The sequence below is a fragment of the Pseudomonas sp. CG7 genome (genome assembly GCF_023701885.1).
Classification (GTDB): domain Bacteria; phylum Pseudomonadota; class Gammaproteobacteria; order Pseudomonadales; family Pseudomonadaceae; genus Aquipseudomonas; species Aquipseudomonas zanjanensis.
The window spans coordinates 1-23916 of sequence record NZ_JABAEE010000092.1 but is presented as its reverse complement, the minus strand read 5'-3'; the positions used below and the strand labels follow the sequence as shown (position 1 = coordinate 23916).

Below are 23916 nucleotides of genomic sequence, written 5' to 3'. Positions count from 1 at the left end.
CTCCCGAGCCCACCGATCAATGCCGAGCGCCTGTTGCAACTGATCACCGACGAATACGAAAGCCTGCCGCGCCAGCTCAAGCGCATCGCCAGCTACATGAGCCAGCAGAGTGACCGGATCATGGTGGATCGCATCAGCGACATCGCCCGGGAATGCGAAGTGCACCCCTCGGCCATCGTCCGGTTTTCCCAGCGCTTCGGCTTCAGCGGGTTCAGCGAAATGCAGGCGTTATTCCGCGAGGCCTACACCCACAAGACCACCCCGGTGCAGAACTACCAGCAACGCATCCGCAGCATGATCGCCAACAAGTCCCAGAAGGCCAGCGGGGGCGACCTGGCCCGCGAATGCGTCAACGCAACCTTGTCGGGCATCGAGCGGCTGGGGTTGGAGCTGGACGACCAGGCGTTCGAAAAGGCCGTGGACCTGGTGGTCAACGCCGACAACATCTATGTGGTGGGTGTACGCCGTTCGTTCGCGGTTGCCGACTACCTGGTCTACAACCTGCAGCACACCAACAAGCGCATTCACCTGGTGTCCGGCCTGGGGGGCAGTTACCGCGAGCAGATGCGCAGCGTGCGGGCCAACGACCTGGTCATCGCCATCAGCTTCACGCCCTACGGCAAGGAAACCCAGCACTGCTTGCGCATCGCCCAGCATCACCAGGCCAAGACCCTGATCATCACCGACAGCAACCTTTCCCCCCTGGCCAAACGGGCCAATGCGGTGTTGCTGGTGAACGAAGGCAGCTCGTTCGCCTTCCGTTCGCTGAGCGCCACGTTGTGCCTGTGCCAGGCGTTGTTCATCGCCGTGGCTTACCGGTTGGAACTCAAGGTCGATGAAATCCATGAACAGGTCGGGTTCGAGGATTAACACCCACAAGACTTTTCTGAAGGAGATGTCATGAAACTGATCGGCATGCTGGACTCGCCCTATGTGCGACGCGTCGCCATTTCCGCCAAGTGCCTGGGGGTTGCCCTGGAACACGAATCCGTTTCGGTGTTCAGGCATTTCGACCAGTTCCAGCGCATCAACCCGGTGGTCAAGGCGCCGACCCTGGTGCTGGACGATGGCAACGTGCTGATGGACTCCACGTTGATCATCGACTATCTCGAGGCCTTGGCCGCGCCGGGTAGAAGCCTGATGCCGGTCGACAGTGGGCAGCGGGTGCGCTTCCTGCGCCTGATTGGCCTGGCCCTGGCGGCGTGCGAGAAATCGGTGCAGATCTACTACGAACGCAACCTGCGCCCGACGGAAATCCAACACGCCCCCTGGGTTGAACGCGTGGAAGGCCAACTGGCGGCAGCCTATGACTTGCTAGAGCAGGAACTGGGGAAACAGCCACTGGTCACCGATGGCACACTCGATCAGGCCGGTATTACCGTGGCGGGGGCCTGGAGCTTCACCAATCTGGTGGTGCCGGACCAGGTGCAGGGCAAGTCATTCCCGTCGATCAGCGCGTTCACCGCCTATGCCGAAGGGCTGGAGGCGTTTGTCAGCACGCCGATGGAATAGCGCTGTAAACAGGAAATCCTGGAGGCTACCAGAGTCCTTGTGGGAGCGAGCTTGCTCGCGATGGCGGCAGTTCAGCAGCATTGATGTTGCCTGGCACACTGTCATCGCGAGCAGGCTCGCTCCCACAAAGGCGGCGCACGCCTTGAATCAGCCTGGCGCGCGGGAACGGACCTGGACCGTCACCCACTCGGACCGCTGGCTGACGTCATCCAGGCGCTCGACCTGATAAAACACGCTCACTGCCCTGTCGCGCTGTTCCTGCCAATAACTGGCAGGAATCACAAACTTGAGCGATTTGCCTGCCGTGGCCTCGGTGATTTCGCGCTCAAGCACATGAGTGGAGTTGCCATCGCACTGCAACCAGACCCACTCTCCCACCTCAAGCCCGGGGTCATCGATGACAATTGTCACCCCCTCTTGCAGGTCGTCGATCTCCAGCCACCCGGCGTTCATCTCTAGAATCTGGAGCGCCTTCAGCGCAGGACGCCGCAGCGGACCGATGTGCAGCGACAAAGGCTCGGCACGACGCACCGAATGCCCGTGCCTGCCCACATAGACCAAGGCCAGGTCGTGCCCTTCATGGGGCGCGATCAACGAATGATCGATCCAGAGCGATACCTTACGCCCCACCGCGTGGGCTTCTATATCCAGCACATCGCGCCACAGCGCGTTGGAATCCTTGCTGGCCGTCAGGATCAAGCGATCACCGACCGCCATCCTGGCGTAGGGCCGAATGCTCACCCAGGTACCTTCAGGCACCCGGCTCGGATCGAGACTGCCACCCACCGCATCGTTGGCAATGACGGGTAGCAGTTGCGGCGCTGCATCGCCGATCCCCAGTTGCAGGTGTTCCGAAGCCAGCGTGCCCGGCAATCGTTTGCCCGTCACTTGGTAGGAGATCTCCAGCGAGCCACCATCCAACTCGGCGATGTGTGGTTCGCGTACGACGACCACGACGTCTCGCCCCACTTGCCGTTCGGTGACGAACCCGGCCACTTCATGCCGGTAGGGTTCGCCATCGTTGTTGAGGCCGTGCCAACGCAGCAGCACCTCATCCCCGCACGTCATCATGGGATACGGCTTGACGGTAATCACAGCCTTGCGCCAGGCGGGGTTGATCACCCCGTCCCTGGCCGCCGCCAGGACCGGTGGCGGCAATCTGGTTTCGGAAACTGAACGGGTTCGTTGAAGCGATGGATAGGTGATCATGTGCAAGCTCCAGTCCTTGGATGAAGGCACCGTTCCGATAACGGTGCCTGATGGAGCCATTAAAACCCGCCCGCGGCAAACCCACAGCCAGACAAGGCGACAGCGGCGGTGAGCCCTTGGCGCTCGGACCTGTAGCTGCAAACGACAATGGTTATCGGAGGTCTCCTACACCTTTGAGCGCCACCGGGTTACCTCCCACTATTCCCACTTTTTTTATTCCGGTTTCCCTGGATCAGGGCGGTTCCTTCCTACACCACACAGGATGAGCCTGCATTAGAGTGAAGTCGCAAATTCAAGGTGAACCTCTTCGAAAAAGGTACGAACATGCAACGGAATGCAACCACTCAATTTCCCATCCTGCTGGTCCATGGGTTGTTCGGGTTTGACAAGATCGGCGGCGTCGAACTTTTCCATGGCATCAAACAGTCCCTACGCGCAGGCGGTGCCCGGGTGTTCATCCCGTACTTGTCGGCCACCCACTCCAACGAGGCCAGAGGCGAACAACTGCTGGCGCAGATCGATCGGGTCCTGGCCGGCGCCGGTGCTACTCGGGTCAACCTGATCGGCCACAGCCAGGGCGCGCTGGCCGCCCGGTATGCCGCCGCGCTGGCACCTGACATAGTGGCCTCGGTCACCTCGGTCAGCGGCCCCAACCATGGCTCCGAACTGGCCGATTTCCTGCGCAAGGCCCTTACCCCCGGACGACTGCCGGGGCATGTGGCACGGGGTGTCGCCACGCTGTTCGCTGACTTCATCTCGTTGCTGGACGGCCAGGCGCAGCTATCGCCGGCCGCCGTCGCCGCGCTGGCGGCTATGACCACAGAAGGCGTTGGCGCCTTCAATGACAAATACCCCCAGGGCCTGCCGAAGCACTGGGGCGGGAACGGACCGGACCGGGTCAACGGCGTGCGCTACTACTCATGGAGCGGCACGTTGCAAGAATCGGTGGATAAAGAACAGGCGCCTTTGCAGGCTTTCTGCCGCGCCTTTTCCGAATACTTCATCACCGAAGCCGGGCAGAACGACGGCCTGGTCGGGCGTTTCAGTTCGCACTTGGGCAGGGTCATTCGCTCTGACTACCCCATGGACCACATGGAGGCCATCAACCCTGGAAGTGGCAAGGCATGCTTGGGGACAGACCCCGCAGAGCTTTACCTGCGCCACGCCGAGCGCCTGCGCAAGGCCGGCCTTTGATCGCCGGGTCCAAGGTTTTGACGCAATTTTGACAACACCCCGTCGATGAATCCGGTAGGCTCAACACCTTTGAATACATTGAAAGGAATTTTGCCCCATGGCCAAAGCCACTGCCCGCCACATCCTGGTTTCCAGCGAAGACAAGTGCAACGAACTCAAGGCCCAGATCGAAGGCGGCGCCGATTTCGCCGAAATCGCCAAGGCCAACTCTTCCTGCCCATCCAGCCGTCAGGGCGGCGACCTGGGTTCGTTCGGCCCGGGCCAGATGGTCAAGGAATTCGACACTGTCGTGTTCAGCGCGCCGATCAATACGGTCCAGGGCCCGGTCAAGACCCAGTTCGGCTACCACTTGCTGGAAGTCACCAGCCGCCAGGACTGATTCCGGTACAGAGACCCTTCACTCAAGGGTGATGTGATTCATTGTGGCGAGGGAGCTTGCTCCCGCTGGACTGCGAAGCGGGCCCAACCATTGGCGGCTGCTGCGCACCCCCGCGGGAGCAAGCGCCCTCGCCACAAGGGCTGGCGATTCAGCCGCCGCTCGCGTACAAATCAGTGTCAACGTTCACCCGGCTTTAAGGCTGACAATGCGACTGGCGTTCCCTTCACTGCTATTGACTGCCGCGGTCCTGCTGACAGGCGCCCCAGGCGTCGATGCAGCACCGCAACATGCCCTGACCGTCTATGGCGAACCCGCCAGATATGCCGAAGGCTTCGGCCACTTCGCCTACGCCAATCCCCAGGCCCCCAAAGGTGGGACCATGCGCCGCTCGGCCATCGAGATCGGCCACTTCGACCACATCCTGCCCTACATCGACAAAGGCATCGGCGTCAGCCAGATCGACGGGATGCTGTATTCGCCGCTGGCCCAGCGCTCGCTGGACGAGCCTTATACCGTTTATGGCCTGGTGGCGCAGAAGATGGAGCGTGCCGACGATGGCCTGTCCCTGCGCTTCTACCTGAACCCCAAGGCCCGCTTCGCCGATGGCAAGCCCATCACCGCCGAGGATGTGCGCTATAGCTTCGAGCTGCTGATGACCCAAGGCAGCCTGCGCTATCGCACCCAGTTCGCGGCGATCAAGGACGTCGTGGTCGAGGACCAGCGCACCGTGCGCTTCAACTTCAAGAACAACGAAAGCCGCACGCTGCCTCTGGACGTCGCCACCCTGCCGGTCTTTCCCGAACATTGGTGGAAGACCCGCGATTTCGCCAACGGCGGCGGCTACGAGGCACCACTGGGCAGTGGCCCTTACCGGGTGAGCAAGGTCGATTCCGGGCGCAGCATCACCTTCGAACGCAATGCCGATTGGTGGGGCAAGGACTTGCCGGTCAGTCGCGGGCTCTACAATTTCGACCATTTCAGCATCGAATATTTCGGCGACACCGACGTCGCCCGCCAAGTGCTGCGCGGCGGTGCCTATGACTATAACCGCGAATTTTCCGCCACCGGCTATTCCATCGGCTATGACGGCCCGGCCCTGCAGGACGGGCGCCTGCAAAAGGGCCACCTGGCCAAAGAGGCGCCCCAGACCGCCCAGGGTTTTGTCTTCAACCTGCAAAAACCGCAATTCCAGGACCGTCGCGTGCGCCAAGCCCTGGCGATGCTCTGGGATTTCGAGTGGAGCAACCGCCAGATGATGCGCAACCTTTATGTGCGTCAGCAGAGTTTTTTCTCCAACACCGACCTCGCCGCCCGCAAACTGCCGGACGCCGGCGAGCTGGCGATTCTCGAGCCGTTGCGCGGGCAGATTCCCGACGAAGTCTTCACTCAGGTTTTCCAGGCCCCGAAAACCGATGGCAGCGGCGTGATCCGCGACAAACAGCTGCAAGCCCTGGCCTTGCTGGAACAGGCCGGCTGGAAACCCGAAGGCGACCGCCTGGTGAACGCCGAGGGCGAACCGCTGAGCTTCACCTTCCTGAACAGCCAGAACGGTATCGACCGCCTGCTGCTGCCCTACAAGCGAACCCTGGCGCAGATCGGCATCGACATGAGCATTCGCCGCATCGATGCCTCCCAGTACGTCAATCGCCTGATGAGTCGCGACTACGACATGATCATCACCGGCTATCCCGTCAGCACTTCGCCGGGCATGGAACTCTACAATTACTTCGGCTCGGCGGCCGCCAACGATCCAGGGGCCAACAACTACATGGCCTTGAAGAACCCGGCGGTGGACGCCCTGATCGACGGGCTGGTCAAGGCAAGCACCCAGGCCGACATGCTGCACCATGCCCACGCCCTGGACCGGGTGCTGCAATGGAATTACTACTGGATCCCCAACTATTACCCGCCGGGCAGCTCGACCGTGTGGTGGAACCGCTTCGGCATGCCAAAGGTCCAGGCCAGCAATGACGAAGCCATCGAAAGCTGGTGGGAAGTGAGCACCACGCCGCTGACCAACGAGCAGATGCGCGCCGAACGCCTCAGGCGCGGCACACCCGGAGGGCCGCATTGATGTGGGCTTATATCGCGCGGCGCCTGCTGCTGATCATTCCCACCCTGGTGATCATCCTGCTGGTGAACTTCGTCATCGTGCAGGCCGCACCCGGCGGCCCGGTGGAACAGGCCATCGCCCACCTGCAAGGCATCGGCGGCGGCAGCGTCGGCGGCTCGGGCGGTGAGATGACCGGCAGCTCCCGAGCCAGTCGCGGCCTCGACCCGCAGTTGATCAAGGACATCGAAAAACAATACGGCTTCGATAAGCCGGCCCATGAGCGCCTGTGGCTGATGCTCAGCAGCTACGCCCGCCTCGACTTCGGCAAGAGTTTCTTCCGCGGCGCCACGGTCACCGACCTGATCCTGGAAAAAATGCCGGTAACCATCTCCCTGGGGCTCTGGGCGACCTTGATCACCTACCTGGTGTCGATCCCCCTGGGCATTCGCAAGGCCGTGCGCCACGGCTCGGCATTCGATGTGTGGAGCAGCACGGCGATCATCATCGGCTACGCCATGCCGGCGTTTCTTTTCGCGATGTTCCTGATCGTGATGTTTGCCGGCGGCACCTCGCTGAACTGGTTTCCGGTGCGCGGGCTGGTGTCGGACAACTTCGAGTCGCTGTCGACGCTGGGCAAGATCGCCGATTACTTCTGGCACCTGGTGCTGCCGGTCACGTCGCTGGTGATCGGCGGCTTCGCCACCCTGACGATCCTGACCAAGAACTCGTTCCTCAATGAAATCACCCGCCAGTACGTGGTCACCGCGCGAGCCAAGGGCATGAGCGAACGCCGGGTGCTCTACGGCCACGTGTTCCGCAATGCGATGCTGATGGTGGTCTCGGGCATTCCCCAAGCGTTTATCAGCGTGTTCTTCGCCGGTTCCTTGCTGATCGAAGTGATCTTTTCCCTCGATGGCCTGGGACGCATGAGCTACGAGGCCGCCGTGTCGCGGGATTATCCGGTGGTGTTCGGCTCGCTGTTCATCTTTACGCTGTTCGGCCTGCTGATCAAACTCATCGGCGACCTCTGCTACACCCTGGTGGACCCGCGCATCGACTTCGCCGCGAGGAACGCCTGATGTTCAAGCTTTCCCCCTTGGGCCGCCGACGGTTCGAACGTTTCAAGAAAACCCGTCGGGGCTGGTGGTCATTGTGGCTGTTCATCGGCCTGTTCATCCTGAGCCTGGGCGGCGAGTTGATCGCCAATGACAAACCGCTGGTGGTCAGCTACCAGGGCTCGCTGTATTTCCCGGTGTTCAAGCGCTACACCGAACAGGCATTCGGCGGGCAGTTGCCGTTCCAGGCCGACTACCGCAGCAGCTACGTGCAGAACCTCATCCACAAGGACGGCGGCTGGCGGGGGTTTCCACCGCGCCCATTCACCGACGACACGCCCAATTACGACCTCAACCAGCCGGCCCCGAGCCCGCCCTCGGCGGTGAACTGGCTGGGCACCGATGACCAGTCCCGGGACGTGCTGGCCCGGGTGATCTTCGGCGCGCGGGTGTCGATCCTGTTCGCCCTGGCCCTGACCGCCATCAGCGCGCTGATCGGCATCGCCGCCGGTGCGTTGCAGGGCTATTACGGCGGCTGGGTGGATCTGCTCGGACAGCGCTTGCTGGAAGTCTGGTCCGGGCTGCCGGTGCTCTACTTGTTGATCATCCTGTCCGGCTTCGTCGAGCCGAATTTCTGGTGGCTGCTGGGGATCATGGCACTGTTTTCCTGGCTGGCCCTGGTGGACGTGGTCCGCGCCGAGTTCCTGCGCGGACGCAACCTGGAGTACGTCAAGGCCGCCAGGGCCCTGGGGCTGTCCGACCGCAAGGTGATCGTGCGGCATATCCTGCCCAACGCGATGAACGCCACCCTGAGCTACCTGCCCTTCATCCTCACTGGGGCGATCTCCACCCTGACCGCCCTGGACTTCCTCGGTTTCGGCATGCCGGCCGGCAGCGCATCGCTGGGCGAGTTGATCGCCCAAGGCAAACAGAACCTGCAAGCGCCGTGGCTGGGGTTGACGGCATTTTTCACCCTGGCGCTGATTCTTTCCCTGCTGGTATTCATCGGCGAGGCGTTGCGCGACGCCTTTGATCCACGGTCTTGAAAACAGCCATGAAGCGGAACCTTGAGATGAGCGACAACCTGATCGAAATCCGCGACCTGAGCGTGGCCTTCAACGACCTGACGGTGGTGCGCAACCTGTGCCTGGACATCCGCCCCGGCGAATGCCTGGCCCTGGTGGGCGAATCAGGCTCCGGCAAGTCGGTGACGGCCCATTCGATCCTGCAATTGCTGCCCGAGACCGGCACTCGCACCACCGGCAGCATTCGCTACCGTGGCCAGGAACTGCTGGGGGCCGAGGCCAAGACCCTGCGGGAGTTGCGCGGCAACCGCATCGCCATGATCTTCCAGGAACCGATGACCTCGCTCAACCCACTGCACAGCGTCGAAAAGCAGATCGGTGAAACCCTGATGCTGCACCGGGGCCTGGGCGGCAAAGCGGCGCGCCAGCGCATCCTCGAACTACTGGCCCTGGTGGGCATCCAGAAGCCCGCCGAGCGGCTCAAGGCCTACCCTCATCAACTGTCCGGCGGCCAGCGGCAACGGGTGATGATCGCCATGGCCCTGGCCTGCGAGCCGGAGCTGTTGATTGCCGACGAACCGACCACGGCGCTGGACGTGACCGTGCAGCGCAAGATCCTGCTGCTGCTCAAGTCCTTGCAGCAACGGCTCGGCATGTCCTTGCTGCTGATCAGCCACGACCTCAACCTGGTGCGCAGCATCGCCCAGCGGGTGTGCGTGATGCAGGCCGGGGAAATTGTCGAGCAGGCACCCTGCGAAACCCTGTTCAGCGCACCGAAGCATCCCTACAGCTGCGAGCTGCTGCACGCCGAACCGGAAGGGGAGGCCCTGCCTCGGGACGAACGCGAAGACGTGTTGCAGGTGCGGGACCTGCGGGTGAGTTTTGCCTTGGGCGGCGGGCTGTTCCGACGCAAGGAATACTTGCGCGCCGTGGACGGCATCAGCCTGAGCATCCAGCGCGGCAAGACCCTGGGCTTCGTCGGCGAATCCGGTTCCGGCAAGTCCCCCCTGGGCCAGGCAATCCTGCGGCTGATCGAATCCGAAGGCAGCATCCACTTCCAGGGCCATGCCCTCGAACAGTTATCCCACAAGGCCCTGCGGCCGTGGCGCAAAAAGATGCAGGTGGTGTTCCAGGACCCGTTCGGCAGCCTCAGCCCGCGCATGTCGGTGCAACAGATCATCAGCGAAGGCCTCGAAGTCCACAGCCCGTCCACCGCCGAGGTGTGTGAGGCGCAGGTGATCCAGGCCCTCAAGGAAGTAGGACTCGACCCGCAGAGCCGCCCCCGCTACCCCCATGAGTTTTCCGGTGGCCAGCGCCAACGCATCGCCATCGCCCGGGCCCTGGTGCTCAAGCCGGCCCTGATCCTGCTGGACGAACCGACCTCGGCCCTGGACCGCACCGTGCAGAAACAAGTGGTCGCCCTGCTGCGCCAGCTCCAGGAAAAGCACGGCCTGACCTACCTGTTCATCAGCCATGACCTGGCGGTGGTCCGCGCCCTGGCCCACGACATGATCGTGATCAAGGACGGCAAGGTGGTCGAGCAAGGCGCCAGCCATGACGTGTTCGACTCACCCCAGCATCCCTATACCAAGGAGTTGTTGGCGGCGGCGCATCCGGGGTGGGCATAATGCGGCGCATGGCATAGCTTCGTGTCGCGCCCATCGCGAGCAAGCTCGCTCCCACACTGGTCTGCGTCGCACTGAAGATCAAATGTGGGAGCGAGCTTGCTCGCGATGGCGGCTTGACAGGCAACACACAACCCGGATCCGATCATGAACCCCACCGAAAGCCTCAAGGATTACAAGCGCGTGCGCACGCTGGCGATCCGCTCGTTGTTCGAGATCATCGAGCAGTCCAGCGAAGGCACGGTGATTGTCGACCGTGACGCGAATATCGTCTGGATGAACGAGCGCTACGCCCGCCGTTTCGGCCTGAACTCGGCGCAGGAGGCGATTGGCCGGGCGTGCGAGAGCGTGATCCCCAGCAGCCTGTTGCGGGAAGTGGTGCGCACCGGGCGGCCGATCCTGCTGGACATGCAGGACACGCCCAAGGAGCCGCTGGTGGTGATGCGCCTGCCGATCCACGACAGCGCGGGTGCGGTGATCGGTGCCATCGGTTTTGCCTTGTTCGATGAATTGCACAGCCTGTCGCCGATGCTCAAGCGCTACCTGAGCATGCAGGAAGAGCTGGCCTCCACCCGTTCGCTGCTGCGGGCGCGGCAAACCAAGTACAACTTTGCCCATTTCATTGGCACCAGCAGCGCCGGCCTTGAGGTCAAACGTCGAGCCCGGCGCAGCGCCAGTGCTGATTCGCCAGTGCTGCTGCTCGGCGAAACCGGCACCGGCAAGGAGCTGCTGGCCCAGGCCATCCACAGCGCTTCGCCGCGGGCACACAAGCCGTTCGTCAGCATCAACAGTGCAGCGATTCCTGAATCGCTGCTGGAAGCCGAGTTCTTCGGCACCGCGCCGGGGGCCTTTACCGGGGCCGACCGCAAGGGCCGCGCCGGCAAGCTGCAGATTGCCCAAGGCGGCACGCTGTTCCTCGACGAAATCGGCGACATGCCGTTGCCGCTGCAAAGCAAACTGCTGCGCGTGCTCCAGGAAAAGGAATACGAACCCGTGGGCTCCAACGAGATGCTGCAAAGCGACGTGCGGGTGATCGCCGCCACCTCCATGGACCTGGAAGCGGCGATCAAGCGTGGAGAGTTCCGCGCCGACCTGTATTACCGCCTCAACGTGCTGCCGATCCAGGTGCCGCCGTTACGCGAGCGCCTAGATGACTTGCCGGCGTTGAGCGAAGCGATCCTGGAAGAGCTGCGCAGCCAGCACGAACTGAACCCCGCCGCCCTCGTCCTGCTGCGACAACACGCCTGGCCGGGCAACATCCGCGAGCTGCGCAATGTGCTGGAACGGGCCGCGCTGCTCAGCGATGACCTGGTACTCACGGCAACGGACATCCGCGCGGCCATCGGGACGTTCACGCCGGTGGCGCGGCCAGCGGACGTGAGCGTCGATCCCCTGCCCCACGAAACCTTCAGCCAGGCCCGGGCGCGCTTCGACCGGCAATTGATCGAAACCACCCTCGCGCAATGCGGGGGCAAGGTGGTGGAAGCGGCCGAGCGGTTGGGGCTGGGGAGGTCGACGCTGTACAAGAAGATGGTGGCGGTGGGGATTGCAGAGTCTCAATAAAGAGACTTTATTTCTCTATTGGTAGACTGCTGATGGGGGAGCGCTTTGCGCTCATCGCGAGCAAGCTCGCTCCCACAGGGGGCCGGGGTTTTCCTGGAATACCCGGTCAACCTGTGGGAGCGAGCTTGCTCGCGATGAGGCCAGCCCAGCCCCGAAAGATCTCCGATTAGAGACAAATCATTCAACCCACTCCTATAAACACAAATAAAACCCTTATATTTCAGCCAGTTACACACCTGGCACAAAACTCGCTATAGCCCCGCCACCGCTTCACCACAACAATAACAATCCAGGAGACACACCATGAGTGTGATCATTGCCTTGGCAGCTCTCACGCTGCTGATGGTCGCCGCCTACCGTGGCTACAGCGTTATCCTCTTCGCCCCCATCGCCGCCCTCGGTGCTGTCCTGCTCACCGACCCGTCCGCCGTCGCCCCTGCCTTCACCGGGGTGTTCATGGAGAAAATGGTCGGCTTCATCAAGCTCTACTTCCCGGTGTTTCTGCTCGGTGCGGTGTTCGGCAAGCTGATTGAGTTGTCGGGGTTCTCCCGTTCCATCGTCGCCGCGGCGATTCGCTTGCTGGGGACGCGCCAAGCCATGCTGGTGATCGTGCTGGTCTGCGCCGTGCTGACGTATGGCGGCGTGTCGCTGTTCGTCGTGGTGATCGCGGTGTACCCGTTCGCCGCCGAGATGTTCCGCCAGAGCAACATTCCCAAGCGGCTCATCCCGGCCACCATCGCCCTCGGCGCGTTCTCGTTCACCATGGACGCCCTGCCCGGCACGCCGCAGATCCAGAACATCATCCCCAGCACGTTCTTCAACACCACCGCCTGGGCCGCACCGTGGCTGGGGGTGATCGGTACGATCTTCGTGTTCAGCCTTGGCATGCTGTTCTTGCAACGCCAGCGCAACAAGGCCCAACGCGAGGGCGAAGGCTCCGGCACCGAGCTGCGCAACGAGCCGGAAACCGCCGAAGACATCCAGCTGCCGAACCCGTGGATTGCCGTTTCACCGCTGCTGGCGGTGGGGGTCATGAACCTGCTGTTCACCCAATGGATTCCCCAATGGTATGGCAAGACCCACAGCCTGGCGCTGCCGGGCATGAGCGCCCCGGTCACCAGCGACATCGCCAAGCTCACCGCGATCTGGGCGGTGCAGGCGGCCTTGCTGGTGGGCATCATCATGGTCCTGCTGTTCGGCTTCCGGGCCATTCGCAGCAGACTGGCCGAAGGCAGCAAGAGCGCGGTGGGCGGTGCGTTGCTGGCGGCGATGAACACCGCGTCGGAATACGGCTTCGGCGCCGTCATCGCGTCCTTGCCGGGCTTCCTGGTCCTGGCCGACTGGCTCAAGAGCATTCCCAACCCGCTGGTCAACGAAGCGGTGACCGTCACGCTGCTGGCGGGCATCACCGGCTCCGCCTCGGGCGGCATGAGCATCGCCTTGGCGGCGATGTCGGAAACCTTCATCAGCGCCGCACATGCCGCCAACATCCCTTTGGAAGTGCTGCACCGGGTGGCCGCCATGGCCAGCGGCGGCATGGACACCCTGCCCCACAACGGCGCGGTGATTACCTTGCTGGCGGTGACCGGGCTGACCCATCGCGAAGCCTATAAAGACATTTTCTGCATTACGCTGATCAAGACCCTCGCGGTGTTCTTCGTGATCGGTGTGTTCTACGCCACTGGCATTGTGTGAGGTTCCCCATGACAACCCCTCTTTCGGGCAAGACCGCCCTGGTCACCGGCTCCACCAGCGGCATCGGCCTGGGCATCGCCCTGAGCCTGGCCAAGGCCGGCGCCAACCTGATCCTCAACGGCTTCGGCGATGCCTCGACGGTGATCGCCGAGGTGAAACAGTTCGGCGGCAAGGTCGGCCATCACCCGGCCGACGTCAGTGACCCGGCACAGATCGCCGACATGCTCGCCTACGCCGAGCGTGAGTTCGGTGGCGTGGACATCCTGGTGAACAACGCCGGGATCCAGCACGTGGCCGCCGTGGAGGATTTCCCGGTGGAGCGCTGGGATTCGATCATCGCCATCAACCTGTCATCGGTGTTCCACGCCACCCGCCTGAGCCTGCCGGCCATGCGGGCCAAGGGCTGGGGACGGATCGTCAATATCGCTTCGGTGCATGGCCAAGTCGGTTCGGTGGGCAAGGCGGCGTATGTCGCGGCCAAGCATGGGGTGATCGGCTTGACCAAGGTGGTCGGCCTGGAAACCGCCACCAGCAATGTGACCTGCAACGCCATTTGCCCGGGCTGGGTGCTGACGCCGCTGGTGCAAAAACAGATCGATGATCGCATTGCCACGGGCGTCGACCCGCAACAGGCACAGCACGACCTGTTGGCCGAGAAACAGCCGTCCCTGGAATTCGTCACCCCGCCGCAACTGGGGGAACTGGTGCTGTTCCTGTGCAGTGAAGCCGGGAGCCAGGTGCGGGGCGCGGCGTGGAATATCGATGGGGGGTGGTTGGCTCAATAGATACGCAACCTTGTGTGGTGAAAGCGCTCTTTGTGGCGAGGGAGCTTGCTCCCGCTCGGCTGCGTAGCGGCCGCCTATTGGGTCTGCTTCGCAGCCCAGCGGGAGCAAGCTCCCTCGCCACAGAAGCGACCTGGCTACAGGAAGCACCGTTTCACCGCTTGCTCCCTCGCCACAAAGTGCGCCTTGTGCTGCAATGTTTATAAGCCCGAAAAAACAAGAGGCACCCCATGTCCGACATCCTCTGGCAACCCAGCCCCGAACGCATCGCCCAGTCACGCATGGACGCCTTTCGCCGGTTCGCCAACGCGCGGCATCAGTTGCAACTGAACGACTACCCTGCCCTGCACGCCTGGAGCATCGACCAGCGCGAGGCCTTCTGGCAGGCCATCGTCGATTTCTTCGAGATTCGCTTTCACCAAGCCCCCGACGCGGTACTGGTGGAGGGTGCGCAAATGCCCAGCGCCCAGAGGTTCCCGGGCGCCACGCTGAACTTCGCCGAACACCTGCTGCGCCGCCGCGAGGCCGCCCTCGCCGTGGGGGCGCTGGCCGAAAACGGCGACGAGGAACACCTGACCTGGGCCGAACTCGCCGCCCAGGTCGCCGGCCTGCAAAAAAGCCTGCAAGCGGCCGGCGTGACCCGGGGCGACAGGGTCGCCGCCTGCATGCCCAACACCTGGCAGACGTTGGTGGGAATGCTCGCCAGCACCAGCCTGGGCGCCATCTGGTCGTGCTCATCGCCGGATTTTGGTACCCAGGGCGTCATCGACCGCTTCGGCCAGATCGAGCCCAAGGTGTTGATCACGTGCGCGGGTTATCGCTATGCCGGGAAAACCATCGACCAGCGGCCCAAGATCAACGAGATCCTTGAACGATTGCCATCATTGCAGCAATTGATCGTGCTGCCTTATGCCCAGCCTGAGGCCCGCGTCGAGGACTTCAAGACCTCGGCCGCCGTCGCGTTGTGGAACGACTTTTACCGAAGCGGTGGCGAACCGGAATTCGTCAGCGTCCCGTTCGACCACCCGCTGTACATCCTGTACTCCAGTGGCACCACCGGCGTGCCGAAGTGCATCGTCCATGGCACTGGCGGCGTGCTGCTGCAACACGTCAAGGAACATGGCCTGCACGTCGACCTCGGTCCCGAGGATCGGTTGTTCTACTACACGACCTGCGGCTGGATGATGTGGAACTGGCTGGTGTCGGCCCTCGCCGTGGGCAGCGCGGTGGTGCTCTACGATGGCTCGCCGTTCCACCCCGGTCCCGCGCGCTTGCTGGACCTGATCGATCAGCAGCGCATCAGCGTGTTCGGCACCAGCCCCAAATTCCTCGCGGCCCTGGAAAGCGAGGGCCTCAAGCCACGGCAAACGCATCGCTTGGACAGCCTGAAAACCCTCCTGTCCACCGGCTCGGCACTGGCGCCCCATAGCTACGACTACGTGTACCGGGATTTCAAGCCCGACGTCTGCCTGGCCTCGATGTCCGGCGGCACCGACTTTGTGTCGTGCTTCGTCAACGGTAACCCGCTGTCAGCGGTCCACCGGGGCGAAATGCAGGGCAAGAGCCTGGGCATGGCCGTGCAAGTCTGGAACGAGGCTGGCACGCCGGTCATCGGCGAAAAGGGTGAGCTAGTGTGCACCCGGCATTTCCCGGCGATGCCCATTGGTTTGTGGAACGACCCTCGGCAGGAAAAACTTCGCGCGTCCTACTTCGCCCAATTCCCCGGGGTATGGGCCCAGGGTGACTACGCCGAGGAACTGCCCCACGGCGGCCTGTTGATCCATGGACGCTCCGATGCCGTGCTCAACCCGGGCGGTGTGCGCATTGGCACCGCGGAAATCTACCGGCAGGTGGAAAAGGTCGAGCAGGTGCTGGACAGCGTCGCCATCGGCCAGCAATGGCAGGGTGATGTCCGGGTGGTGCTGTTCGTGCGCCTGCGTGATGGCGTGATGCTGGATGAGGCCTTGGAACAACGGATTCGCCAGGTCATCCGGGCCAACACCACACCACGGCATGTGCCGGCGAAGATCCTCGCCGTCACTGATATCCCGCGGACCATCAGTGGCAAGGTGGTGGAGTTGGCGGTGCGCAACGTTGTGCATGGCGAAGCGGTGAAGAATACCGATGCCCTGGCCAATCCCGGGGCGCTGGAGCAGTTTCGCGATCGGCCTGAGCTGGCGAGCTGACCGTCAGGGCCTCATCGCGAGCAAGCTCGCTCCCACAGGGGGATCGCGGTGATCAAAAGTTTTGTATTCACAGCAATCCACCGTGGGAGCGAGCTTGCTCGCGATGAACGATAACGCGGTCTCCCTTTAAAACAATCAATCCATCAACCCCCACTCACCCGCCGCTGGATCAGCCGGTGGCGCCGCCGCGCCCGACTCGGTATGCAGCTTCAAACGCAACCGCAGGTTGTTCGCCGAGTCGGCATTTTTCAGCGCTTCTTCCTCGTCGATGGCCCCTTCGACTACCAGGTTGAACAGCGCCTGGTCAAAAGTCTGCATGCCCAGTTCCTCCGACTTTTCCATGATGGACTTGAGCTCGCCAAGTTCGTTGCGCCGGATCAGGTCGGCCACCGTCGGTGAACCCAGCATCACTTCCACCGCAGCCCGCCGCTGGCCAGTGCGGGTGCGTACCAGACGCTGGGAGACGAACGCCTTGAGGTTGTTGCCCAGGTCGTTCAATAACTGCGGCCGGCGTTCCTCCGGGAAGAAATTGATCACCCGGTCCAAGGCCTGGTTGGCGTTAGGGGCATGCAAGGTGGAAATCACCAGGTGCCCGGTGTCGGCAAAAGCCAGGGCATGCTCCATGGTTTCCCGATCGCGGCTCTCGCCGATCAGCACCACATCCGGTGCCTGGCGCAACGTGTTCTTCAGGGCGGCATGAAAACTGCGGGTGTCGACACCGACTTCCCGTTGGTTGATGATGGATTTCTTATGCCGATGGATGTACTCCACCGGATCCTCGATGGTGATGATGTGACCGCTGCTGTTGCGATTGCGGTAATCGATCAGCGCCGCCAGGGAGGTCGACTTGCCCGAGCCTGTCGCACCGCCGAACAGCATCAAGCCCTGTTTCTGCATGATGGTGTCCAACAACACCCGGGGCAGTTTCAGGTCTTCGAAGCGCGGGATATCCAGCTTGACGTTGCGAATCACCATGGACACGTCGTTGCGCTGCTTGAAGATATTGACCCGGAACCGCCCGACGCCCGCCAGGGAAATCGCCAGGTTCATTTCCAATTCCCGATCGAACTCAAGGCGCTGTTCGGCGTCCATCAAAGACTCGGCGAGACGGGCAATGTCGCCGACCTTGAAGGCCTCGTTAGCCAAGGGCTTGATCACCCCTTCGAAACGCGCGCATGGCGGCGCGCCCGTGGACATGTAAAGGTCGGAACCATTCTGGCTCGCCAGGATTCGCAACAACGGATCGATTTCCATGGACTGAAACTTCCGCGAGACATCAATGAAACAAGCTGAGCCGAACATGAAATCTTTCAGCCCCACTCGCACTTACCTTCCTCAAAGGATAGTAGACGCCGTGGTACAGACACGACAGGCAGGGAGTGCGTGATGAACGCGACACCCGCCGGCAGCGATACACAACGCCTGGTCAGCCAGGTGGACTGGGCCCAGACCCCGTTGGGCACCGCCCGGGACTGGCCCCAGAGCCTGCGCACCGCCGTGGACATCGTGCTCCATTCGCCCATGCCCATGGCCTTGCTGTGGGGCGCGCAGCTGTCCCACCTCTACAACGACGCCTTCGGCCGACTGGCTGGTGACAAGCACCCTCGAGCGTTTGGCCAGCCGACCCATGCAGCATGGCCCGAACTCAAAGGCACGACCGAAGGGATTTATCAGCGGGTGTTACAAGGCCAGACCCACACTTGCCGCGATCAGCGATGGCGCGTGCCCTTCGCCGGCCGTCTCTGCGATGTCTGGCTGGACCTGACCTACAGCCCGGTGCGTGCCGAAAGCGGCAGCGTCGCCGGCATTCTGGTCACCGCCATCGAGACCAGCGAGCGACGCCGCCTGGCCATGGAGTTCGAGCGGCGTTCCGAGGCCAGCCTCAAGGCCCAGCACGAAAGCGAAGAACGCCTGCAACTGGCCTTGGCCGCCGCCGACGCGCTGGGCACCTGGGATTGGGACATCAGCGAGGACCGCTTTATTGCCGACGCGCATTTCGCCCTGCTGCATGGCGTCGATCCGGAGCTGTCGCGACAATTGCCCATCAGCGCCTATCTTGAAGGCGTGCATCCCGAAGACCGGGCGATGGTTGCCCGCAGCATCAAGCACTGCATCACCCACGGCACCGAATACGCCGAGGAGTACCGGCTGCTGCAGCCCGATAATGAGTTGCGCTGGGTATATGTGCGCGGCCGCTGCTACAAGGACCGCCACGGCCGGCCCAAGCGTTTCCTGGGCGCGGCCCTGGACCTGACCGAACGCAAGCGCACCGAGCAGGCCCTGCGCCAGAGCCAGACCGAGTTGCAACTGATCATCAACGCCATGCCGATCCTCATCAGCTACGTGGACCGCGAGGAGCGTTTCCGGCTGAACAACAGCGCCTACCTGGACTGGTACGGCATGACTCCGCAGGAGCTCTACGGCAAGACCATCCGCGAAGTGCTCGGCGATGAGGCCTATGCCGCCCGCGCCCAGCAGAGCGCCGACGCCCTGGCCGGCAAGCCGTGCAGCTTTGCCGTGCAGTCGGACCATCGCGACGGTCGCCCGCGCCATTCCTTGATCAACTACCTGCCGCGCCACGGCGCGGACGGTGCGGTGAACGGCTTCTACATCTTTGTGATCGACGAAACCGAGAGCCGGAAAACCGAGGAAGCCCTGCGCAACCTCAACGAAACGCTGGAGGAACGGGTCATCGCTCGAACCCAGCAACTGGCCGAGGCCAACCATCGGCTGCAAAGCGAGATGTTCGAGCGCGAGCGCGCCGAAGAAGCCCTGCGCCATGCGCAGAAAATGGAAGCCGTGGGCCAGCTCACCGGCGGCATTGCCCATGACTTCAACAACATGCTGACCGGCATTCTCGGCAGCCTCGACCTGATGCAACGCTACATCGCCGCTGGTCGTGCCGCCGAGATCGGCCGCTTCACCGAAGCGGCGGTGTCCTCGGCCAACCGCGCCGCAGCCCTGACCCATCGGTTACTGGCGTTTTCCCGTCGCCAATCCCTGGACCGCAAGCCGCTGGACGCCAACGAGCTGGTTCGCTCGCTCGAAGACCTGCTGAGCCGGACCACCGGCGATCACATCGTGCTGCGCCTGCAACTAGCCAATGAGCTGTGGCCAGTCAGCACCGATGCCAGCCAGCTGGAAAACGCCCTGCTCAACCTGGTGATCAACGCCCGCGATGCGATGCCCGAGGGCGGCGAATTGATCGTCGAAACCGCCAACGTCTACCTCGACGGCACGGACATCAACAGCCTGGAGCCGGTCAAGGCCGGCGACTACGTGATGATCGCCGTCAGCGACAACGGTAGCGGCATGACCCCCGCCGTGCTGGCCAAGGCCTTCGACCCGTTCTTCACCACCAAGCCCATCGGCCAGGGCACCGGCCTGGGCTTGTCGATGATCTACGGATTTGCGCAACAGTCCGGTGGTCACCTCAACCTGGACAGCGTGCCGGGCCAGGGCACGCGGGTGCAGCTGTACCTGCCGCGCTTGCACGTTGTGCCGGCCCAGCAACCCGCCACGCCGGAGACGGTCGAGGCACCACCGGCCATCGCCGGGGAAACCGTACTGCTGGTGGAAGACGAACCCGCCGTGCGCATGCTGGTGCTCGACCTGTTGAAGACCTTGGGCTACACCGCACTCGAGGCCCAGGACGCCATGATGGCATTGCCCCTGCTGGAATCGGAGCAACGCATCGACCTGTTGGTGACCGACGTCGGGCTGCCGGGCATGAATGGCCGGCAACTGGCGGAAATCGCCCGCCAGCACCGCCCGGGGCTCAAAGTGCTGTTCATGACGGGCTACGCGCAGAAAGCCGCCGAACGCCAAGGATTCCTCGAACAGGGCATGGACATGGTCGCCAAGCCTTTCACCCTCGATCTGTTGGCCAACAAGATTCGGACGATGATCAACCATGGCGGCTGACTTGAGGCATAATCGCCGCCCCGTCGCACCCTTCAGGTCACCGCTGCAATGAAAGCCCAAGCCCGCCATATCCTGGTGAAAACCGCCGAAGAAGCCGAACAGCTCAAGCAACGCATCGCCAAGGGCGAAGCGTTCGATGTGCTGGCCAAGAAATACTCCACTTGTCCGTCGGGCAAGCGCGGCGGTGACCTGGGCGAAGTGCGGCCGGGGCAGATGGTCGGGGTGATCGATGCGGTGATTTTCAAGAAGCCACTGCGGGTGGTGCACGGGCCGATCAAGAGCAAGTTTGGCTATCACCTGGTGCAGGTGTTCTACCGGGATTGAAGTGACATTGCCCTGACGACCCGACCCTGTGGCGAGGGAGCTTGCTCCCGCTGGCCTGCGCAGCAGGCCCATTTTTGCGGCTGCTGCGCAGCCGAGCGGGAGCAAGCTCCCTCGCCACAAAGGCATAGCCTGATTTCCATGGAGATGTCAGTCCTTGGGAATCAACGCCCCCGGCACCTGGATCACCCGGCTCGCCAACTCATGCCCCGCCTCGGCCGCTTCCACCGGGCTGCCGCCCAGCAAGCGGCTCGCCAGGTACGCGGCGCTGAAGGAATCTCCCGCCGCCGTGGTGTCGACTACACGCTCTACCCGCACGGCAGGCACTTCATAAGACTGCCCATCGCAACGAATCAACCAGGCCTCGGCACCGCGCTTGAGCACCACTTCCGCCGTGCCCAACTGCGCATACGCAGCGAATACCGCCTCGTCATCGACATGGCCGAACAGCGCCTGTTCGTCATCCACGGTCAACAGCGCCAGCTCCACGTAAGGCAGTACGCTGCGATACGCCAGGCGCGCCGCCTCGACCGAGGCCCAGAGCCGTGGTCGGTAGTTGTTATCGAACACCACCTGGGCGCCGCGGCGCCGTGCCTCGATCAGGGCCTCAATGAGTTTGCGCCGCCCCTGCTCGCCGAGTACCGCCAGGGTGACGCCGCTGAAATACAGCACATCGTAATCCGGCAATGCGGCCAGGATCGGTGCGGCGGCCGGGGTGGTAAAACACTCGCGCACCGCCGCTTCGTTGCGCCAGTAGAGGAATCGCCGCTCGCCCGCCGCATCGGTCTGGATGCAATACAGACCCGGCAGGCGTCCAGGCAAGCGTTGGACCCTTTGCAACCCGATGTTTTCTTCGGCCCAGCGCTCACACATGGCATCGCTGAAACTGTCGTCGCCCAGGGCGGTGACGTAATCCACCGAGCCCCTGTCGCCCAAGGCGCGGGACAGGTACACGGCGGTGTTCAGGGTGTCGCCGCCGAAGCTTTGCAGCAAGCTGCCGTCGGCGCGTTGTTGCAGTTCGATCATGCATTCGCCGATCAGGGCGATGCGGGGTGTGGGGTTGCTCATGGATGTTCCTGATGGTTCGGTGGTGTCTGGCGGGCCGCTATCGCGAGCAAGCTCGCTCCCACAGGGGGATGGTGGTGATCACAATGTTGTATTCACAACAATCCACTGTGGGAGCGAGCTTGCTCGCGATAGCCGCGACTCGGTCTCAAGCCTTAGAAACAAGTCTCCATGCCCTCGACTACCTGCAACCGCTCATCCACCAGGCACCCCACTCGCCACTTGTCGAACGTCAGGCACGGGTGGGAAGTCCCAAACGAAATGATGTCGCCCACACGCAGCTCAACCCCCGCCGCCACGCTCATGAACGCATGCTGGTCCATCACCGCCGTCACCTTGCAAGCGCTGACATCATCCGCCACCACCGCGTCCGATCCGGGCGTGTAGCGCTTGAGCGGCACCGGTAATCCGGCGTCGTAGGCGACGTCGCGCTTGCCCAGCGCGATCACCGCGAAGCCCGGCTCCGGCAGCGATTGCACATGGGCCCAGACCTCCAGGGCCGGGTGCAGGCCTTCGTGCAGGTCGCTGCGGCGCTCCAGTACACAGCACTGGGCCTCTTTGTAGATGCCATGGTCATGGGCCACGTAGCTGCCGGGCCGCAGCACGCTGAGGAAACGCCCGTGGGCATTCTGGGCTTCGAAGGATTCGGCGATCAGGTCGTACCAGGCCGAACCCGAGGCGGTGATGATCGGTTTGTCGATGGCGAAGGCACCGCCGTCCTGCAACTGCACCGCCAGCCGTACCAAGGAGGCTGCGAACGCGCGGATGCCGCTGATGGCATGGTCGCCGTGGATCACCCCTTCGTAGCCTTCGATACCGGTCAACGCCAGCGCCGGTTGACTGCGAATCGCCTCGGCCAGGGCCAGCACCTCGGCTTCGGTCCGGCAGCCACACCGACCACCGACCACGCCGTACTCGATCATCACATTGAGCCGCACGCCGCGAGAAGCGAAGTAAGCGCCCAGGTCAGCGACGTTGTCCGGATGATCCACCAGGCAATGGAATTCGAACGCCGGGTCGGCGAGCAGATCGGCAATCAGCGCCATGTTGGGCGTGCCCACCAATTGGTTGGCCATCAACACTCGGCGCACGCCATGGGCGTAGGCGGCACGGGTCTGTACGGCGGTGGCAAGGGTCAGGCCCCAGGCGCCGGCCTCCAACTGACGGCGAAACAACGCGGGGGTCATGCTGGTCTTGCCGTGGGGCGCCAGTTCGGCACCGCTGCGGGTGACAAAATCCTGCATCCAGCGGATGTTGTGCTCCAGGGCCGTGCGGTGCAGCACCAGCGCTGGCAGGCTGACGTCCCGCAGCAGGTGGGCGCCGACGGTGGCAGCGCCCTTCTCGACGCCGGCATTAAGGATGGCAGATGACATGTTCGAACTCCTCGCGCACGGCCGCTAGTGCCGTTGCTGTCTATTCATTGATGCGACGGGCCAGGTTGTTGGCGCTTTCGATCAGCACCCGGCGGTAGTCGGCGTAATTGTTCTTGGCGTCGGCCCGTGGGGCGACGATGCACAGGGTGGCGATGGCCACGCCGCCAGGGTCTTTGACCGGTGCGGCGAAGCAATGGGTGAAGGTGTCGGCGACGCTGTCGAAGGAGAAAAAACCATCGAGGCCAGCCTGGCGGATTTCCTTGAGAAATTGCTCCAGGGGCAGGCGCTCGCCGTCCGGCAGGATGAAATCGTCGGGGTCGATCAGGTCGACGATCTGCTGGTCACTCAGATGCGCCAGTAGCAGGCGCCCGGACGCGGTCCATGGGATCGGCGCGTTTTCACCGATGTCCGAGGAGATGCGGAAATGCCGCTCGCCTTCTTTCATCAGCGCGACGGTGTATTTACGCCCGTTGAGCAGGCACATCTGCGCCGTTTCCCGGGTCTGGCGCACGATCTCCTGCAAGGCCTGGTCGGCCTCGCGACTCAAATCGAAATGCCGCAAGTGCGCCTGGCCGAGGAAATACAACTGGCGGCCCAGGTAGACGTGACCGTCCTTGCCCACCGGCTCGAGGATGCGTCGCTCCAACAGCGACGCCACCAGTTCATAGACCGTGGACTTGGGACTGCCGATGCCGCTGGCAATATCGTTCGGGCGCAGCGGTTGGCCGATTTCCTTGAGAAAATCGAGGATATCGAACGCCCGATCCAATCCCCGGGCCCGGCGTTTGATGGTGTCTTCGGTCATGTTTTCGGTTCCTGAAATTTCACCCATAGTCGCATGTATCTTTACTGTGGCGAGGGGGCGTTGTACCGCTTGCCTTCGCCGCAGGGCCAATTTATTTCGACAGCGGGGCATCCGCGCGGGAGGGAGCTCCCGGGGCCCCGGCGCGGAGTT

19 protein-coding genes are annotated in these 23916 nt (G+C 63.0%); 14 read left to right on the top strand and 5 right to left on the bottom strand.

From position 1 onward, the window contains the following. Window positions 1-870, top strand: an 870-nt coding sequence (locus HGO40_RS26450; protein ID WP_250965441.1) for a MurR/RpiR family transcriptional regulator, incomplete at its 5' end; no start/stop codon positions are given. 30 nt (window positions 871-900) lie between these two features. Continuing rightward, window positions 901-1512, top strand: coding sequence for a glutathione S-transferase (locus tag HGO40_RS26445; protein WP_250965440.1), 612 nt, complete (start codon window positions 901-903; stop codon window positions 1510-1512). Window positions 1513-1659: 147 nt separating this feature from the next. Here HGO40_RS26445 and HGO40_RS26440 read toward each other — a convergent pair whose 3' ends face one another. Beyond that, window positions 1660-2721 (bottom strand): hypothetical protein, encoded by a 1062-nt coding sequence (locus tag HGO40_RS26440; protein WP_250965439.1) that lies wholly within the window; start codon window positions 2719-2721, stop codon window positions 1660-1662. 324 nt (window positions 2722-3045) lie between these two features. Between HGO40_RS26440 and HGO40_RS26435 the strand changes: the two genes are divergently transcribed. The 10 genes from HGO40_RS26435 to HGO40_RS26390 all read left to right on the top strand — a co-directional run bounded on the left by HGO40_RS26435 (window position 3046) and on the right by HGO40_RS26390 (window position 16278). Then, window positions 3046-3915 (top strand): esterase/lipase family protein, encoded by an 870-nt coding sequence (locus HGO40_RS26435; protein WP_250965438.1) that lies wholly within the window; start codon window positions 3046-3048, stop codon window positions 3913-3915. Between the two features lie 97 nt (window positions 3916-4012). Continuing rightward, window positions 4013-4294, top strand: a complete 282-nt coding sequence (locus HGO40_RS26430) for a peptidylprolyl isomerase (RefSeq protein ID WP_060752577.1) — start codon at window positions 4013-4015, stop codon at window positions 4292-4294. A gap of 205 nt (window positions 4295-4499) precedes the next feature. Continuing rightward, window positions 4500-6368 (top strand): extracellular solute-binding protein, encoded by a 1869-nt coding sequence (locus HGO40_RS26425; protein ID WP_250965437.1) that lies wholly within the window; start codon window positions 4500-4502, stop codon window positions 6366-6368. After that, window positions 6368-7426, top strand: coding sequence for a microcin C ABC transporter permease YejB (locus tag HGO40_RS26420; RefSeq protein ID WP_250965436.1), 1059 nt, complete (start codon window positions 6368-6370; stop codon window positions 7424-7426). The genes HGO40_RS26425 and HGO40_RS26420 overlap by 1 nt, the downstream gene beginning before the upstream one ends. Next, window positions 7426-8448: an ABC transporter permease gene (locus HGO40_RS26415; RefSeq protein WP_250965435.1), complete on the top strand. Its 1023-nt coding sequence runs from the start codon at window positions 7426-7428 to the stop codon at window positions 8446-8448. Before HGO40_RS26420 ends, HGO40_RS26415 begins: the two co-directional genes overlap by 1 nt. A gap of 26 nt (window positions 8449-8474) precedes the next feature. Further along, window positions 8475-10055 carry an ABC transporter ATP-binding protein gene (locus HGO40_RS26410; protein WP_250965442.1) on the top strand — a complete coding sequence of 527 codons (1581 nt, stop codon included), beginning with the start codon at window positions 8475-8477 and terminating at the stop codon, window positions 10053-10055. A gap of 144 nt (window positions 10056-10199) precedes the next feature. After that, a complete protein-coding gene (locus HGO40_RS26405; RefSeq protein ID WP_250965434.1) occupies window positions 10200-11615 on the top strand; it encodes a sigma-54 interaction domain-containing protein in 1416 nt (471 codons plus the stop codon). Window positions 11616-11918: 303 nt separating this feature from the next. Then, on the top strand, window positions 11919-13310 hold the full coding sequence (locus tag HGO40_RS26400) for a GntP family permease (RefSeq protein ID WP_250965433.1): 1392 nt from the start codon (window positions 11919-11921) through the stop codon (window positions 13308-13310). A gap of 8 nt (window positions 13311-13318) precedes the next feature. After that, window positions 13319-14095, top strand: coding sequence for a 3-hydroxybutyrate dehydrogenase (locus HGO40_RS26395; RefSeq protein WP_250965432.1), 777 nt, complete (start codon window positions 13319-13321; stop codon window positions 14093-14095). Between the two features lie 227 nt (window positions 14096-14322). Then, window positions 14323-16278 (top strand): acetoacetate--CoA ligase, encoded by a 1956-nt coding sequence (locus HGO40_RS26390; RefSeq protein ID WP_250965431.1) that lies wholly within the window; start codon window positions 14323-14325, stop codon window positions 16276-16278. A gap of 135 nt (window positions 16279-16413) precedes the next feature. Here HGO40_RS26390 and HGO40_RS26385 read toward each other — a convergent pair whose 3' ends face one another. Beyond that, complete coding sequence (locus HGO40_RS26385; RefSeq protein ID WP_250965430.1) at window positions 16414-17532, bottom strand: PilT/PilU family type 4a pilus ATPase; 1119 nt, start codon at window positions 17530-17532, stop codon at window positions 16414-16416. A gap of 132 nt (window positions 17533-17664) precedes the next feature. Between HGO40_RS26385 and HGO40_RS26380 the strand changes: the two genes are divergently transcribed. Further along, window positions 17665-20202 carry a hybrid sensor histidine kinase/response regulator gene (locus HGO40_RS26380; RefSeq protein ID WP_250965429.1) on the top strand — a complete coding sequence of 846 codons (2538 nt, stop codon included), beginning with the start codon at window positions 17665-17667 and terminating at the stop codon, window positions 20200-20202. 48 nt (window positions 20203-20250) lie between these two features. Continuing rightward, complete coding sequence (locus HGO40_RS26375; protein ID WP_003182808.1) at window positions 20251-20526, top strand: peptidylprolyl isomerase; 276 nt, start codon at window positions 20251-20253, stop codon at window positions 20524-20526. A gap of 147 nt (window positions 20527-20673) precedes the next feature. On the opposite strand, the gene HGO40_RS26370 is transcribed toward HGO40_RS26375, so the two are convergent. The 3 genes from HGO40_RS26370 to HGO40_RS26360 form a co-directional block, all read right to left on the bottom strand. Further along, window positions 20674-21591: a sugar kinase gene (locus HGO40_RS26370; RefSeq protein ID WP_250965428.1), complete on the bottom strand. Its 918-nt coding sequence runs from the start codon at window positions 21589-21591 to the stop codon at window positions 20674-20676. Between the two features lie 152 nt (window positions 21592-21743). Further along, on the bottom strand, window positions 21744-22961 hold the full coding sequence (locus tag HGO40_RS26365) for an amino acid deaminase (RefSeq protein WP_250965427.1): 1218 nt from the start codon (window positions 22959-22961) through the stop codon (window positions 21744-21746). A gap of 40 nt (window positions 22962-23001) precedes the next feature. Beyond that, entirely contained in the window at window positions 23002-23766 is a 765-nt protein-coding gene (locus HGO40_RS26360; protein WP_058543922.1) for an IclR family transcriptional regulator, read from the bottom strand. Window positions 23767-23916 lie beyond the last annotated feature (150 nt).